The following is a 16,351-nucleotide window of genomic DNA, read 5'->3' as shown; positions in this document are numbered from 1 at the left end:
TTTTCACAAGTCCGTTTGTGGTGCAGCTGCCGGAATGTGGCATGAGGCACGGACTTGTTCATGAGCTTTTGCTTTGCCAAATGTTTGCCGGCGCTCACCGCCCGGGCATGCGCCGGTAGGCGTTGAGCGCGGGCCTAGTAGGCATATCGCAACAAGGTGTGTGGCAAGTGTCGCAATACGAAGAAGCCAAACAGAGCGAGCAGAGCCGGCAATACCAGCCACCAGACTTTCTGTGGCATGGCACCAAGAGGTGCATCGCGTTGGCTGAGCCACAGGCCCGCTGCGCAGACACAGGCAGCGAGCATGGCCCCGGCCAGGACGTCCGTTGGCCAGTGCGCTCCCAGGTATACCCGTGACAGGGCAATTGCCAGCGCCGGTATACAGCCAAGCAACAACCAGGTCAGGCGCAGGCGCGGCGGCTGCCCGCGTCCGGCCAGCACGGCGAGCGCCAGGAACAGCGCGAACGACCCCGAAGCGTGACCACTGGGCATGCTGTAGCTGGTAAGCGGATCAGTCAGTACTTCCGGGCGCACCCGGGCGAAGAACATTTTGGTGCCGGTGTTGGCCAGGGCCGTGACGAGCAGGGTGCCGCCCACGAAGATCGCGTGGCGCCACTGTCGGCACAGCAACAGCAACGCAGTCAGCAGGGCGCTGAACAGCAGCATGTTGCGGAATTCACCGATCAGGGTGAAAACCACCGCGACTTCATCCAGCGCCGGGCGGCGGTGTTCCTGCACCAGGGTCATGACGCCCTGATCGAGGGCGGTCAGATACGGGTAGCCGATGAACAGGCCGATCAGGATCAACAGGCTCATGCTGCTGATCCAGAGCGTCGCCCGGCGATGACGACGCAAGCTGCTGTTGGCACTCAGGCCGACCATCACCGCGATGCTGCCGGCAACGATCCCGGCCTGCAACCAGAAGCCTTCCGGCAGTGGCAGCCGAATCGCCGCTCCGGTGGCCCAGCCCGGCAGCAGGTACGCGAGGCTCCAGCCGGCGGCGGCCAACAGACTTACGGCCGCAAAGCGCGGGAAGGGCATGTCGCACATCCCGGCGACCATCGGCAACATCGGCCGCAACGGCCCGATGAAGCGTCCGACCAGCAGGCTGGCAATGCCATAGCGCTGGAAATAGGTTTCCGCGCCGGCCATCCATTCCGGATGATGGCGCAACCCCGGCAAGCGCCGGATATTCTGGTGGAAGTGGCGACCGAGGAAATACGAAACCACATCGCCGAGAATCCCGCCGAGGAAACCCAACAACAGGGTTTCGCTCAACGACAGTGCACCGCTGCCGGCCAGCACTGCTACGGCAAACAGCAATACTGTGCCGGGCACGATCAACCCGGCAATCGCCAGGCATTCCACGCAGGCCACGACAAACACAGCAGCGGCCAGCCACTGCGGATTGGCGGCCAGCCACCCGGTCACGCTATCGAGCCATGGGCCCATACAAACCACTCCATTTCATTGATGTCCCTGATCGGCGGGCCGATGGGTGTGCATTCACAGCAGAAAATAATCGCGACCTTCGACCTGGCCCCGGCGCAGCGGGTTCCGCGTACACCACTGGGCATAGGCGGCATCGACGAAGCGATACATCAGGTGTTCGTCACGGCCATGGGGAATGCCTAGGCGCGTGGTCTGAATCACATGAGTTGGCGCAGGGCCGGTGTCTTCCACCAGCAGAATGTCGTGGTCGAAGCGCTTGGCATCCCACACCGGCACTTTCAGTCCCAGCGCCTTGCACAACAGCGTCTGCCCGGCACAGAGTTTCTGCGACGGACGCGGGCGTCCCTGAGCATCGGGGTTGTTCAGCAGCATCTGCGCCAAGCTGGCCGGGCCGCTGATCTCGTCGACCCACGGATAGGCCGATTTGATCAGCACCGCATTGCCCGGGCCTTGGGCGCTGAAGTTCAACGAATCGCCGCCACGGGCGTAGTACATATAGATGTGGCCGCCGTCCAGAAACAAAGCCTTACGCTTTTCTGTGTAGCCGAGGGACGCGTGGCTGCCTTTTTCCTCGCAGTAATAGGCCTCGGTTTCGATGATTCGGGCGCTGAGCCACAAATCGCCGACGCGGTGGCGAATGACTTTGCCGAGCAGATCGCGGGCCAGTGTCTGGGCGTCACGGTCAAAAAAAGCGTCCGCAAGGCCGACAGGCTGGCGCGTGGAGGTGGCGCGAACGGTCAGGTTGGACATGGCAAACAGGGTTTATCCAGGCGGAAGAGGTCGTGATGATAACAATTCAAGGCTTAATCCCGGCTGAACGTCGGCAAATCGTGGTCCATTTCGACCATCCGCCCGTCACCGCTGTTAGTCCCGGGACGCGACAGCTATAATCTGCCGCTTTCCTCTTTGCCAAGACCCCAGCAGACCATGACTGAGTCCGTTCTTGACTACATGACCCGATTGGGTCGCGCCGCCCGCGAAGCCTCCCGCGTCATCGGCCGTGCCAGCACCGCGCAGAAAAACCGCGCCCTGCTGGCTGCCGCCAATGCCCTGGACGCCGCCCGCGCCGAGCTTGCGGCAGCCAATGAACAGGATCTGGCCACCGGTCGCGCCAACGGCCTGGAGCCGGCCCTGCTGGAACGTCTGGAACTGACCCCGGCGCGCATCGACGGCATGATCGTCGGCCTGCGTCAGGTCGCAGCGCTGCCGGATCCGGTCGGCGCTATCCGTGATATGAGCTTCCGTCCGTCGGGCATTCAGGTCGGCAAGATGCGCGTGCCGCTGGGCGTGATCGGGATCATCTACGAATCCCGTCCCAACGTGACCATCGATGCCGCCAGCCTGTGCCTGAAGTCCGGTAACGCGACCATCCTGCGCGGCGGTTCCGAGGCGATTCATTCCAACCGTGCGATCGCTGCCTGCATCCAGCGCGGTCTGGCCGCAGCCGAACTGCCGGCTGCCGTTGTGCAAGTGGTGGAAACCACCGACCGCGCCGCCGTTGGCGCGCTGATCACCATGCCCGAGTACGTCGATGTGATCGTCCCGCGCGGTGGGCGTGGCCTGATCGAGCGCATCAGTCGTGACGCCCGGGTGCCGGTGATCAAGCACCTGGACGGCATCTGCCACGTCTATGTCAGCGAACACGCCGACCTGCCGAAAGCCCAGCGCATTGCCTTCAATGCCAAGACCTATCGCTATGGCATCTGCGGTGCGATGGAGACCTTGCTGGTCGATCAACGTGTGGCGAAGGATTTCCTGCCGTCGATGGCCAAACAGTTCCGCGAAAAGGGCGTCGAGCTGCGGGGGTGTGAACGCACCCGGGCGATCATCGAGGCCGTAGCCGCGACCGAAGAAGACTGGAGCACCGAGTACCTGGCGCCGATTCTGTCGATCCGCGTGGTGGATGGCCTGGATCAGGCCATCGAGCACATCAACCATTTCGGCTCCCATCACACCGACTCGATCGTCAGCGAAAACCTCGCCGACACCCGCCAGTTCGTGGCTCAGGTCGACTCGGCGTCGGTGATGATCAACACCCCGACCTGCTTCGCCGACGGATTCGAATACGGATTGGGTGCCGAGATCGGCATTTCTACTGATAAGCTGCACGCCCGTGGCCCGGTGGGCCTCGAAGGACTGACCTGCGAGAAGTACATCGTGGTCGGTGATGGTCAGTTGCGCGGCCAGGCGACGGTCTGACTTGTCCGACCTCGACCTGAAAACGCCGAAAACCGGCAAGAAACCTCGTCCCCGGCGCATTGGCGTACTGGGCGGGACGTTCGATCCGGTGCATGTCGGCCATCTACGTGGTGCGCTTGAAGTTGCCGAAGCGCTTGGGCTCGATGAGCTGCGCATGATGCCCAGCGCCCGGCCGCCGCACCGCGATACGCCGCAAGTGTCGGCGCAGGATCGGCTGGCAATGGTTGAATGTGCGGTGGCCGGTGTGCCGCCGCTGGTGGTGGACGCCCGCGAATTGCAGCGGGACAAACCGTCCTGGACCATCGATACCCTGGAGTCGCTGCGTGCCGAAATGGCCGCCGAGACCCAGGTTTTTCTGCTTCTGGGCTGGGACGCGTTTTGCGGCCTGCCCACTTGGCACCGCTGGGAAGAGTTGCTCCAGCATTGCCACATCCTGGTGCTACAGCGCCCGGACGCCGACAGCGAACCGCCGGATGCCTTGCGCAACCTGCTGGCAGCGCGTTCGGTGAGCGACCCGCTGGCCCTGAAGGGGCCGAGCGGACAGATTGCATTCGTCCGGCAGACACCGCTCGCGGTTTCCGCCACCCAGATCCGTCAACTGCTGGCCAGCGGTAAGTCGGTACGTTTCCTGGTGCCCGACGCGGTCCTGGCCTACATCGATGCGCACGGTCTGTACCGTGCGTCGAACTGAACAAGGCGTGCTTCACTGATACGAATCCACGTGTCGCCAAGCCGCCGAATATATGAGCAAAACGAGTTTTATATGACTGACAAAGACCAAACCAAAGTAAAGCGCAAAGGCACATTCAAGAGCGCCCCGCTGCCAGAGCCGGTCAACGCCAACGAACCGCTGAAGGGCGACGAACTGGTCAAGGTTGCCGTTGCAGCCCTGGAAGACGTCAAGGCCCAGGACATCCAGATCATTGATGTGCGCGACAAGCAGAGCATCACCGACTACATGATCATCGCCACCGGTACTTCCAACCGCCAGATCAACGCGATGCTGGACAAGGTTCGCGAAGAGGTCAAAAAGAACGGCGCCAAGCCGTTGGGCGAAGAAGGCAAGGGCGACAGCGACTGGGTGCTGCTGGATCTGGACCTGGTGATCGTGCACATGATGACTGCCTCTGCACGTCAGTTCTACGACCTGGAACGCCTGTGGGCCGGTGCCGAGCAGAGCCGTGCGGCGGATGCCAAGCACCACAGCCCGGAAAACACCCACGAGCATTTCACCAAGCTCAACAAAGACCAGCTGTAAGGGATTGCTGTGCGACTGCGACTGATCGCCGTCGGTTCACGCATGCCAAAGTGGGTGGAAGAAGGCTGGCATGAATATGCCAAGCGTCTTCCGTCCGAGCTGGCGCTGGAACTGGTGGAAATTCCGCTCAATACCCGTGGCAAGAACGCCGACGTGGCCCGCTTCATCCGTCAGGAAGGCGAAGCCATGCTGGCCAAGGTCGGGCAGAACGAGCGGATCGTCACCCTCGAAGTTCATGGCAAGCCGTGGAGCACCGAGCAACTGGCAGTCGAACTCGATCGCTGGCGCCTGGACTCGCGCACGGTCAACTTCATGGTCGGTGGCCCGGAAGGGTTGGCGCCGGAAGTCTGTGCCCGCGCGGATCAGCGCTGGTCGTTGTCGCCGCTGACGCTGCCGCACCCGCTGGTGCGCATCCTCATCGGCGAGCAGTTGTATCGTGCCTGGACCGTGCTGTCCGGCCACCCTTACCACAAGTAACCCGCCCTCATGTCTCAGCCGATCCGCATCAAGGACCACGAAAAAGACGCCCGTCTGGTGCGTGGTCGCGTCGTGTTCGGCGCAATTGCGGTGGTGGCACTGATCTGCGTGCTGATTGCGCGGCTGTATTACCTGCAGGTGATTCAGTACGAATATCACTCGACTCTGTCGGAAAACAATCGGGTGCATGTCCAGCCGATCCCGCCGACCCGTGGCCTGATTTTCGATCGCAACGGCGTGGTGGTGGCGGACAACCGTCCGAGCTTCAGCCTGAGCATGACCCGCGAGCGCTCCGGCGACTGGCAGCAGGTGCTCGACGTGATCGTCGAGGTGCTGGAGCTGACGCCGGAAGACCGGGTGATCTTCGAGAAACGCATGCGCCAGGGCCGCCGGCCGTTCGAGCCGGTGCCGATCCTGTTCGAGCTGACCGAAGAGCAGATCGCCCGGATCGCGGTGAACCAGTTCCGTCTGCCGGGCGTCGAGGTGGTCGCGCAACTGGTGCGTCATTACCCGCAGGGCGCGCATTTCGCGCACTCGGTGGGTTACATGGGGCGGATCAACGAGAAAGAGCTGAAGACCCTCGATCCGGTCAATTACAGCGGTACCCACCACATCGGCAAGACCGGCATCGAGCGCTTCTATGAAGCCGAGCTGCACGGTCAGGTGGGTTACGAAGAGGTCGAGACCAACGCCCGTGGCCGCGTCCTGCGCGTGCTCAAGCGTACCGATCCGGTGCCAGGCAAGGACATTGTCCTGAGCCTCGACATCAAGTTGCAGGAAGCTGCCGAGGCTGCGCTGGGCGGTCGGCGTGGCGCGGTGGTGGCGCTCGATCCGAAAACCGGCGAAGTGCTGGCGATGGTCAGCCAGCCGAGCTTCGACCCGAACCTGTTCGTCACCGGCATCAGCTTCAAGGCCTACGCCGAGCTGCGCGATTCGATCGACCGGCCGCTGTTCAACCGCGTGCTGCGCGGTCTGTACCCGCCGGGTTCGACGATCAAGCCGGCGGTGGCGATTGCCGGTCTCGATGCGGGCGTGGTGACGGCGTCGAGCCGGGTGTTCGACCCCGGTTACTACATGCTGCCCAACTACGATCACAAGTACCGCAACTGGAACCGCACCGGGGACGGCTTCGTCGACCTCGACACGGCGATCATGCGGTCCAACGACACCTACTTCTATGACCTGGCGCACAAACTGGGCATCGACCGGTTGTCGGCCTACATGAACAAGTTCGGCATCGGCCAGAAGGTCTCGCTGGACATGTTCGAAGAATCCCCCGGCCTGATGCCGTCCCGCGAGTGGAAACGCGCGACCCGGCGTCAGGCGTGGTTCCCCGGCGAAACCCTGATTCTCGGGATCGGCCAGGGCTACATGCAATCGACCCCGCTGCAACTGGCCCAGGCCACGGCGCTGGTGGCCAACAAGGGCGTGTGGAACCGCCCGCACCTGGCCAAGACCATCGAAGGCGAGAAACCGAAGGATGAAAACCCGATGCCGGACATCATCCTGCGCGACCCGTCCGACTGGAACAAGGTCAACCACGGCATGCAGCAGGTGATGCACGGTGCCCGCGGCACCGCGCGCAAGGCTTCGATCGGCGCGCAATACCGGATCGCCGGCAAGTCAGGTACGGCGCAGGTTGTGGCGATCAAACAGGGCGAGAAGTACGATCGTTCCAAGGTTCAGGAGCGCCACCGCGACCACGCCCTGTTTGTCGGTTTCGCGCCGGCGGATGACCCGAAGATCGTGGTGTCGGTGATGGTCGAGAACGGTGAGTCCGGTTCCGGCGTCGCGGCACCGGTGGTGCGGCAGGTCATGGATGCCTGGCTGCTGGATCAGGACGGACGGTTGAAGGCCGAATACGCCAGCCCTATCAGTGCGGAGGCTACGGCCCGTGATGAATAATTTCGATCGCATGCTCTCCAGCGAGGATGTGATGCGTCGCCGGGCGACGCTGTTGCAACGTCTGCATATCGACGGCCCGTTGCTGGTGCTGTTGTTGATTCTCGCGGCCGGCAGCCTGTTCGTGCTGTATTCGGCCAGCGGCAAGAGCTGGGACTTGCTGGCCAAACAGGCCACATCGTTTGGCATCGGTCTGGTGTCGATGATCGTCATCGCCCAGTTCGAACCAAGGTTCATGGCGCGCTGGGTGCCGCTTGGCTACGTGATCGGCGTGGTGTTGCTGATGGTGGTGGACATCATGGGCCACAACGCAATGGGTGCGACCCGCTGGATCAACATCCCCGGGGTGATTCGCTTCCAGCCCTCGGAATTCATGAAGATCCTGATGCCGGCGACCATCGCCTGGTACCTGTCCAAACGTACGCTGCCGCCGCAACTCAAGCACGTCGGTATCAGTCTGCTGCTGATCGGTGTGCCGTTCGCCCTGATCGTGCGTCAGCCGGATCTCGGCACTTCGCTGCTGATTCTGGCCGGCGGCGCCTTCGTGCTGTTCATGGGTGGACTGCGCTGGCGCTGGATTCTCAGCGTGCTGGCGGCGGCGATTCCGGTGTCGGTTGCGATGTGGTTCTTCATCATGCACGACTACCAGAAACAGCGGATCCTGACGTTCCTCGACCCGGAAAGCGATCCGTTGGGCACCGGCTGGAACATCATCCAGTCGAAAGCCGCCATCGGTTCCGGCGGCGTGTTCGGCAAGGGCTGGCTGCTGGGCACTCAGTCGCACCTGGACTTCCTGCCGGAAAGCCACACCGACTTCATCATTGCCGTACTCGGCGAAGAGTTCGGCCTGGTGGGCATTTGCGCATTGCTGTTGATCTATCTGTTGCTGATCGGTCGTGGCCTGGTGATTACCGCCCAGGCGCAAACGCTGTTCGGCAAACTGTTGGCTGGCGCACTGACCATGACGTTTTTTGTTTATGTTTTCGTCAACATCGGTATGGTCAGTGGCCTGTTGCCGGTGGTGGGGGTGCCGTTGCCGTTCATTAGCTACGGCGGAACTTCGCTGGTGACGCTGCTGTCAGCGTTTGGGGTTTTGATGTCGATCCATACCCATCGCAAGTGGATCGCACAGGTTTGAATAAGGTGAAGAGTTCAATGCAAGTAATGCGTGACTGGGCGACACGATACGCACCGTGGCTCGGCCTGGTAGGCATCCTTGGCAGCGCGCAGGAAGCGTTGGCCGGCGATTACGAAGGCTCGCCCCAGGTGGCCGAATTCGTCGGTGAAATGACCCGCGACTACGGTTTCGCCGGCGAACAGCTGATGGCCGTGTTCCGCGAGGCCCAGCGCAAACAGGCGATTCTCGACGCCATTTCCAAACCCGCCGAACGGGTCAAGCTGTGGAAAGAATACCGGCCGATGTTCATCACCGACGCGCGCATCGCCCGCGGTGTGGATTTCTGGCGTCAGCACGAGGCCACACTGGCCCGCGCCGAGCAGGAATACGGCGTTCCGGCCCAGGTGATCGTGTCGATCATCGGCGTTGAGACCTTTTTCGGACGTAATACCGGTAATTACCGGGTGATCGATGCCTTGTCCACGCTGGGTTTCGACTATCCTCCTCGTGCCGAATTTTTCCGCAAGGAGCTGCGTGAGTTCCTGCTGCTGGCGCGCGAGGAGCAGGTCGACCCGCTGACCCTCAAGGGTTCCTACGCCGGGGCAATGGGTTTGCCACAGTTCATGCCGAGCAGTTTCCGCGCCTACGCGGTGGATTTCGACGGTGATGGCCACATCAACATCTGGAACAACCCGGATGATGCGATCGGCAGCGTTGCCAGCTATTTCAAACGTCACGGCTGGGTCGCCGGCGAGCCGGTGGTCAGTCGCGCAGATGTACGCGGTGAGCAGGTGGATGAAGGCCTGACCACCGGCATCGAGCCGACGAAAACCGTCGGGGAGTTGCGAGCGCTGGGCTGGTCGAGTCATGATGCGCTGCGCGATGACATGCCGGTCACCGCATTCCGCCTCGAAGGCGACAACGGCCCGGAATACTGGATGGGCCTGAAGAATTTCTACGCGATCACGCGTTATAACCGCAGCGTGATGTACGCCATGGCCGTACATCAACTGTCTGAACAGCTGGTACAAGCACGGGGCGTCAAGTAATGCGGGCATTGCCTATCAATAAACCCCTGAAGCTGGTGGCTTTCGCTGCGTTGGCGGTGCTGGTCGCCAGTTGTTCGACCAGCCGTTCGCCGAGCCAGAAGCCGACCACCGCCGTGCGTTCGCAGCCGGGCCTGGACATCAACCGGGCCCACAAGGACGGCGCGCCGTGGTGGGACGTCGATGTATCGCGCATCCCGGACGCCACGCCGACCCTGCACACCGGCCCGTACAAGGCCAACCCGTACACCGTGCTGGGCAAGACCTATTTCCCGTTGCAGGAATCCAAGACGTACGTGGCCTCTGGCACCGCGTCCTGGTACGGCACCAAGTTCCACGGTCAGAACACCGCCAACGGCGAGGTCTACGACCTGTACGGCATGAGTGCCGCCCACAAGACATTACCGCTGCCGAGTTACGTTCGGGTGACCAACCTGGACAACAACAAGAGCGTGATCCTGAGGGTCAATGACCGCGGACCGTTCTACTCGGACCGGATCATTGACCTGTCCTACGCCGCCGCCAAGAAACTCGGTTATGCCGAAATCGGCACCGCGCGGGTCAAGGTCGAAGGCATCGACCCGCAGCAATGGTGGGCCGCCAAGGGCCGTCCGGCACCATTGATGCTCAACGAGCCGCAAGTCGCGCAGAATAGCGCCCCGGTGATCACGGCCTCGGCCGGCACCGTCGAGCAATGGACCCCGCCGCCGCAGCAGCACGCCGCGGCCGTCGTGCCGGTTCAGCTCGATGCAAAAAAAAACGCTTCTGCACCAGCGTCTGGCCAGTATCTGCAGGTGGGCGCGTTCGCCAACCCGGACGCTGCAGAACTCCTGAGGTCGAAGCTCAGCGGGATGGTGAGCGCTCCGGTGTTCATCAGCTCGATCGTGCGCAATCAGCAGACCCTGCACCGGGTTCGCCTGGGACCGATCGGTTCGCCGGGTGAAATTGCCCAGGTACAGAACAGCGTGCGCCTGGCCAACCTGGGTTCGCCAAGTGTGGTCACCGAGTAAACGTAGGACTTGATTGACGGTTCACCAGCGATTGGGGGGTGAACCAGGTTGTTGGCTCGTCGAAGAACAAAAGCCCGGCAAGGGTGACTGGAGTGAGCAACTGAACACGCGATGGCCCGTTAGAAAGCCATCTGATTAATTTTGTCCGCAAGGGCAGTTTCCATTAGCGATTTCGAGAGACGGATGAACATCACCACCTTTGCCAAACGCCTGTGTCTGCTAGTCCCGCTGCTCCTCTCGCCAGCCGCCTTCGCGGCCGAGATGATGCCGTCGCCACCACAACTGGCCGCCAAATCCTACGTGCTCATGGATGCCAACAGCGGCAACGTGCTGGTGGAGAACAACGGTGACCAGCGCCTGCCGCCGGCCAGCCTGACCAAACTGATGACCGCGTACATCGCCACGCTGGAAATCCGTCGCGGCCAGATCGGTGAAAACGACCCGGTGACCGTCAGCGAAAACGCCTGGCGCACCGGCGGTTCGCGGATGTTCATCAAGGTCGGCTCGCAGGTCACTGTCAGCGACCTGCTGCACGGCATCATCATCCAGTCCGGCAACGACGCCAGCGTCGCGGTGGCTGAACACATCGCGGGCAGCGAAGACGCCTTCGCCGACCTGATGAACAAGACCGTCGCCGATCTGGGCATGACCAATACCCACTTCATGAACCCGACCGGTCTGCCGAATCCTGAGCACTACTCGTCGGCTCACGACATGGCGATCCTGGCGCGCGCGATCATCCACGAAGATCCGGCTCACTACGCGATCTACTCGCAGAAAGAGTTCTTCTGGAACGGCATCAAACAGCCTAACCGCAACCTGCTGCTGTGGCGCGACAAGACCGTCGACGGTCTGAAAACCGGCCACACCGACGAAGCCGGCTACTGCATGGTGTCCTCGGCCGTACGTGACGGCATGCGCCTGATTGCCGTGGTGTTCGGTACCAACAGCGAAGTGGCCCGCGCCGCCGAGACCCAGAAGTTGCTGACCTACGGTTTCCGCTTCTTCGAAACCCAGACCTTCTACCAGAAGGGCACCGAACTGGCTCAGGCTCCGGTGTGGAAAGGCACTACCAGTCAAGTCAAGGCCGGCCTGGCACAAGACCTGACCATGACCCTGCCGAAAGGCCAGCTGAAGAAGCTCGCTGCCAGCATGACCATGAACCCGCAACTGACCGCGCCAATCGCCAAGGGCGACGTGATCGGTAAAGTCGAAGTGAAACTGGACGACAAGGTGGTGCACAGCGCCGACCTGATCGCCCTGGACGCTGTCGAGGAGGGTGGTATCTTCCGCCGCATGTGGGATAGCATCCGTCTATTCTTCTACGGCTTGTTCAACTGATTCGAGTTGACCTGCATGGCCCCGTTCCGATCCGGAGCGGGGCCTTGTTCGTTACCGGGCTTACGCTTACGAGGCCGTTACGCCATGACCGATACCGAAGTAAAGGCGCCAAAGATCGAATTTCCCCAGGTTGATTATCCGGTTAAGGTGATCAGCGATACGGGCGTCGGCAACAAAGACAAGATCATCGACATCGTCAAGAAACACGCCAGGATCAACGATGAGCGTGTCGACGAGCGTCAAAGCAGCAACGGCAAGTACACCACCATCCAGTTGCACATCGTCGCGACCGATCAGGATCAGCTGTACAACATCAACAGCGAACTGCGGGCTACCGGTTTCGTGCACATGGTGCTGTGATGCCGGGCACGCTGGGCTTTCGCGAGCTTGGCCAGATGGCTTACGAGCCGGTCTGGCAGGCCATGCAGCGTTTTACCAACGAGCGTGGCACCACGGCCCCGGATGAAATCTGGCTGGTTGAACATCCGCCGGTGTTCACCCAGGGCCAGGCCGGCAAGGCCGAGCACCTGTTGCTGCCGGGAGACATTCCGGTGGTGCAGGTCGACCGCGGCGGTCAGGTGACCTACCATGGCCCAGGCCAGTTGGTAGCCTATCTGCTGCTGGATGTGCGCCGACTCGGTTTCGGCGTGCGCGATCTGGTCAGCCGCATGGAGCGCTGCCTGATCGAACTGCTGGCCAGCTACGGCGTGACCGCCGTGGCCAAGCCGGATGCTCCCGGCGTCTACATCGACGGAGCGAAGATCGCTTCTCTGGGTTTGCGGATTCGCCACGGTTGTTCCTTTCATGGCCTGGCCCTGAACGTGGACATGAACCTGGAACCGTTTCGACGGATTAATCCCTGCGGCTATGCCGGGCTGGCGATGACCCAGCTGAGCGAGCACGCAGGATCGATTGAATTTGCCGAGGTAAGTGCCCGGCTGCGCGCGCAGCTCGTCAAACACCTCGACTATGCTGAGCAGACGACCCTGACGGGCGGAATCGACTGATATGACTACTGATGCAGTGCAAACCATGATCCCGACGCTCGACGTGACCGAGCGCCCGGCCCCGCGTCCCAAGGTTGAAGCCGGCGTCAAGCTGCGCGGCGCCGAGAAGGTTGCACGCATCCCGGTGAAGATCATTCCGACCACCGAACTGCCGAAGAAACCCGACTGGATCCGCGTGCGCATCCCGGTTTCGCCGGAAGTCGACCGCATCAAGAGCCTGCTGCGCAAGCACAAGCTGCACAGCGTCTGCGAAGAGGCGTCCTGCCCGAACCTGGGCGAGTGCTTCTCCGGCGGCACCGCGACCTTCATGATCATGGGTGACATCTGCACCCGTCGTTGCCCGTTCTGCGACGTTGGCCACGGTCGTCCGAAACCACTGGACGTCAATGAGCCGGAAAGCCTGGCCATCGCCATCGCCGACCTGAAACTCAAGTACGTGGTGATCACCTCGGTTGACCGCGACGACCTGCGTGACGGCGGTGCCCAGCACTTTGCCGACTGCATCCGCGAAATCCGCAAACTGTCGCCGAACGTGCAGCTCGAGACCCTGGTCCCGGACTATCGTGGCCGCATGGACATCGCCCTGGAAATCACCGCGGCCGAGCCGCCGGACGTGTTCAACCACAACCTGGAAACCGTACCGCGCCTGTACAAGGCTGCGCGTCCGGGTTCGGACTACCAGTGGTCGCTGACTCTGTTGCAACGCTTCAAGCAGATGATGCCGCACATCCCGACCAAATCCGGCCTGATGCTGGGTCTGGGCGAGACCGACGACGAAGTCATCGAAGTCATGAAGCGCATGCGCGAACACGATATCGACATGCTGACCCTGGGCCAGTACCTGCAACCGTCCCGCAGCCACTTGCCGGTGCAGCGTTTCGTGCACCCGGACACCTTCGCCTGGTTCGCCGAGGAAGGTTACAAGATGGGCTTCAAGAACGTCGCGTCCGGCCCATTGGTGCGTTCTTCGTACCACGCTGACGAGCAAGCGAAACTGGTCAAGGCCGAGCTGCTCGGTTCCTGATTCGGCGCTGAATGTAAAATGCCCGCCGTGGTTTATCGCCCGGCGGGCATTTTTTTGCCCGGCCTACACGCGTTACTGACTTTTCCTGCAATCTGCGGCGCGGCCGAGCCTCTTCTGTTTGTCGCCGTTCCTGACTACTGTGTGAGCATGACTTCACACAGGGAGATCCATGGATGACCGTTCGACCGACCCACACCCTTTTCCCGCACAAGCCTGTGCCCGCGCTGCCGTCGGAAGGGCTGATAGGCGTCATTGCGCCTGCCGGCCCCGGCACGCTGGACACTGAAAAGGCCGTTCAGTGGATGCGCGCCCGGGGCTACGGTTTGCGGGTGTTCCCTGGCGTCTACGAGAAGGATGGCTATCTGGCCGGCAGCGACGAGGTGCGGCTCAACGATCTGCACGCGGCGTTCGCTGACGAGGAGGTGGATGCGATCATTTGCCTGCGCGGTGGTTACGGCACGCCAAGGTTGCTGGACCGGATCGACTACGACCTGCTGAGCCGTCATGCCAAGCCTTTCGTCGGTTACAGCGACATCACCGCACTGCATCTGGCCATCAGCCGTTATGCCGGTTTCGTGACCTTTCACGGGCCGCTGCTGAATGCCGATCTGCTGGGGGACAAGGAACCGCCGACGGTGACGTCATTCTTCGCCATGCTGCGGGGTCAGTTGAAGGCCGGCAGTGTGCTGAGTCATCCGGCGGCTTATCCATTGACCACCGTGGAACCCGGCATTGCCCACGGGCGTTTGCAGGGAGGCAATCTGGCGATGATCGCCGCGACCCTGGGCACGCCCTACGAAATCGACGTCGAAGGGGTGATTCTGCTCATCGAGGACATCAACGAGCCGCTGTACCGGATCGACCGCTTGCTGACCCAGATGCGTCTGGCGGGCAAGCTGGCCAGATTGCGCGGCGTGCTGGTTGGGGATGTGGCGGGCGTGGATGTCGAGGCCTTGAACCGCTTGCTCAAGCAGACTTTTGAACCGCTGCGGATTCCGGTGCTGTCCGGCTGGCGCATCGGGCACTGCGATCCGAACCTGACGCTGCCGCTGGGGGCGCTGGTTCGACTGGATGCAGGGAAGAAAGAATTGATGCTGGAACAGGATGTAGTGATTCGCTGATCGAGCCACAAAAAAAGACCGCCGCCTGAAGAGGCGGCGGTCTTTTGTCTTTACTGGTTACGCAGGCTTTCCAGCAGTTTGTGCGTCGGATAACCGTCCGCCGGCCAGCCGAATGACTGCTGCGCACTGCGGATCGCCTTGCGCGTATTGGCGCCGATGATCCCGTCTGCCGCACCGGCGTCGTAGTTGCGCGCAGTGAGCAGGTTTTGCAGTTCGATCCGCTCAGTGCGGCTCAGCGGCAGGTCATCCTTTGGCCAGGTGCCATTGATCAGGCCGGCACCGTTGAAGCGCTCGGACAACAGGCTGACGGCCAGTGCGTAGGACGACGAGTTGTTGTACTTGAGGATCGCCCGGAAGTTGTCGAGGATCAGGAACGCCGGTCCGCGATAGCCGGCCGGCAGCAGCAGGGCAGCGGACAGTTGCTCGGAACCGGCTGGAACCTGGCCGCCGTTCGGCAGGATCACGCCCAGTTGCCGCCATTCAGCAACGCTTTTACGAATCGCGCCGTCGGCCAGGGTGTAGTTGAAACCGCTTGGTAGCTGGACTTCGAAGCCCCACGGCTGGCCACGCTGCCAGCCGGAGCTTTGCAGGTAATGCGCGGTGGATGCCAGAGCGTCAGCCGGGCTGCCCCAGATGTCGCGGCGACCGTCACCGTCGAAGTCCACGGCGTGGGTGTTGTAGGTGGTCGGGATGAACTGGGTCTGGCCCATGGCGCCAGCCCAGGAACCGAGCATTTTTTCCGGCGTGATGTCGCCCTGTTGCAGGATCTGCAACGCCGCAATCAACTGCGCATGGGCAAAGCCCGGGCGGCGGCCTTCATAGGCCAGAGTGGCCAGCGAATTGATCACCGACTTGCTGCCCTGGAACTGGCCGAAGTTGCTTTCCATCCCCCACACCGACACCAGCGCCTGGCGATCGACACCATAGCGCTGCTCGATGCTTTGCAGGATATCGGCGTACTGGCTGATCAGGGCCTGGCCTTTGCGCACGCGCAAGGGCGAAAGGGCACCGTCCAGGTATTCCCAGACGGGCCGGGCGAATTCCGGCTGGCTGCGGTCGGCGCGAATCACGCTGGCATCGAAGCTGACATTGGCAAATGCGCGGTCAAACAGGTCGGCACGGATGCCGGCGGCCAGAGCTTCCTTGCGGAAACCGGCCTGCCATTCGGCAAAGGTCTGGGTCGGTTGCAGGTCGAGGTTGTCACCGGACGGCACTACCGGCGGGAGGATCGCTGGGGCTGTGGCAACGGGGGCGGTCTGAAGCGGTTGAGCGTCGGCGGCGGTGGGTTTTTCCGCGCAGGCGACGAGCAGTACGAAGCTGGAGGCAGCGATCAGTTGGCGGAAGGGCCAACGACGGGAAAGACTGAGGGGCATGCACAGGTCCAGGGAATACGAATCA

At 62.1% G+C, this 16,351-nt stretch carries 16 protein-coding genes; 13 read left to right on the top strand and 3 right to left on the bottom strand.

The window, feature by feature from the left end; all coding sequences use genetic code 11:
* Positions 1–134 precede the first annotated feature (134 nt).
* Together ACODTD_RS16030 and ACODTD_RS16025 are read right to left on the bottom strand one after the other, a co-directional pair.
* On the bottom strand, positions 135–1,451 hold the full coding sequence (locus tag ACODTD_RS16030) for a bifunctional DedA family/phosphatase PAP2 family protein (RefSeq protein ID WP_285357826.1): 1,317 nt from the start codon (positions 1,449–1,451) through the stop codon (positions 135–137).
* A 54-nt stretch (positions 1,452–1,505) separates the two neighbouring features.
* On the bottom strand, positions 1,506–2,201 hold the full coding sequence (locus ACODTD_RS16025) for a DNA-3-methyladenine glycosylase (protein ID WP_201818744.1): 696 nt from the start codon (positions 2,199–2,201) through the stop codon (positions 1,506–1,508).
* Positions 2,202–2,378: 177 nt separating this feature from the next.
* Between ACODTD_RS16025 and ACODTD_RS16020 the strand changes: the two genes are divergently transcribed.
* The 13 genes from ACODTD_RS16020 to ACODTD_RS15960 all read left to right on the top strand — a co-directional run bounded on the left by ACODTD_RS16020 (position 2,379) and on the right by ACODTD_RS15960 (position 14,953).
* Positions 2,379–3,650 carry a glutamate-5-semialdehyde dehydrogenase gene (locus ACODTD_RS16020; RefSeq protein ID WP_011336103.1) on the top strand — a complete coding sequence of 424 codons (1,272 nt, stop codon included), beginning with the start codon at positions 2,379–2,381 and terminating at the stop codon, positions 3,648–3,650.
* On the top strand, positions 3,619–4,341 hold the full coding sequence (gene nadD, locus ACODTD_RS16015) for a nicotinate-nucleotide adenylyltransferase (RefSeq protein ID WP_236676573.1): 723 nt from the start codon (positions 3,619–3,621) through the stop codon (positions 4,339–4,341). Before ACODTD_RS16020 ends, nadD begins: the two co-directional genes overlap by 32 nt.
* A gap of 72 nt (positions 4,342–4,413) precedes the next feature.
* Positions 4,414–4,908: a ribosome silencing factor gene (gene rsfS, locus ACODTD_RS16010; protein ID WP_011336101.1), complete on the top strand. Its 495-nt coding sequence runs from the start codon at positions 4,414–4,416 to the stop codon at positions 4,906–4,908.
* 9 nt (positions 4,909–4,917) lie between these two features.
* The gene (gene rlmH / locus ACODTD_RS16005; RefSeq protein WP_009051038.1) at positions 4,918–5,385 is read left to right on the top strand and encodes a 23S rRNA (pseudouridine(1915)-N(3))-methyltransferase RlmH; all 468 of its coding nucleotides are present in this window, start codon (positions 4,918–4,920) and stop codon (positions 5,383–5,385) included.
* A 9-nt stretch (positions 5,386–5,394) separates the two neighbouring features.
* A complete protein-coding gene (gene mrdA, locus ACODTD_RS16000) occupies positions 5,395–7,290 on the top strand; it encodes a penicillin-binding protein 2 (protein WP_011336099.1) in 1,896 nt (631 codons plus the stop codon).
* A gap of 31 nt (positions 7,291–7,321) precedes the next feature.
* Positions 7,322–8,425, top strand: coding sequence for a rod shape-determining protein RodA (gene rodA / locus ACODTD_RS15995; protein ID WP_050761190.1), 1,104 nt, complete (start codon positions 7,322–7,324; stop codon positions 8,423–8,425).
* 17 nt (positions 8,426–8,442) lie between these two features.
* The gene (gene mltB / locus ACODTD_RS15990; RefSeq protein ID WP_201818742.1) at positions 8,443–9,453 is read left to right on the top strand and encodes a lytic murein transglycosylase B; all 1,011 of its coding nucleotides are present in this window, start codon (positions 8,443–8,445) and stop codon (positions 9,451–9,453) included.
* Positions 9,453–10,460: a septal ring lytic transglycosylase RlpA family protein gene (locus ACODTD_RS15985; protein WP_011336096.1), complete on the top strand. Its 1,008-nt coding sequence runs from the start codon at positions 9,453–9,455 to the stop codon at positions 10,458–10,460. The genes mltB and ACODTD_RS15985 overlap by 1 nt, the downstream gene beginning before the upstream one ends.
* 183 nt (positions 10,461–10,643) lie before the next feature.
* On the top strand, positions 10,644–11,801 hold the full coding sequence (locus tag ACODTD_RS15980; protein ID WP_011336095.1) for a D-alanyl-D-alanine carboxypeptidase family protein: 1,158 nt from the start codon (positions 10,644–10,646) through the stop codon (positions 11,799–11,801).
* Positions 11,802–11,885: 84 nt separating this feature from the next.
* Positions 11,886–12,161, top strand: coding sequence for a DUF493 domain-containing protein (locus ACODTD_RS15975; RefSeq protein ID WP_011336094.1), 276 nt, complete (start codon positions 11,886–11,888; stop codon positions 12,159–12,161).
* Positions 12,161–12,808, top strand: coding sequence for a lipoyl(octanoyl) transferase LipB (gene lipB, locus ACODTD_RS15970; protein WP_011336093.1), 648 nt, complete (start codon positions 12,161–12,163; stop codon positions 12,806–12,808). The genes ACODTD_RS15975 and lipB overlap by 1 nt, the downstream gene beginning before the upstream one ends.
* 25 nt (positions 12,809–12,833) lie before the next feature.
* The gene (lipA, locus tag ACODTD_RS15965) at positions 12,834–13,832 is read left to right on the top strand and encodes a lipoyl synthase (RefSeq protein WP_162130488.1); all 999 of its coding nucleotides are present in this window, start codon (positions 12,834–12,836) and stop codon (positions 13,830–13,832) included.
* A 173-nt stretch (positions 13,833–14,005) separates the two neighbouring features.
* On the top strand, positions 14,006–14,953 hold the full coding sequence (locus ACODTD_RS15960) for a S66 peptidase family protein (RefSeq protein ID WP_201818740.1): 948 nt from the start codon (positions 14,006–14,008) through the stop codon (positions 14,951–14,953).
* Between the two features lie 50 nt (positions 14,954–15,003).
* Here ACODTD_RS15960 and ACODTD_RS15955 read toward each other — a convergent pair whose 3' ends face one another.
* Entirely contained in the window at positions 15,004–16,326 is a 1,323-nt protein-coding gene (locus tag ACODTD_RS15955) for a lytic murein transglycosylase (RefSeq protein ID WP_011336091.1), read from the bottom strand.
* Positions 16,327–16,351 lie beyond the last annotated feature (25 nt).

The organism is Pseudomonas sp. FG35 (assembly GCF_057809295.1).
Note: the sequence above shows the minus strand (reverse complement) of the source record. Positions and strands in the feature narration are given on the sequence as shown.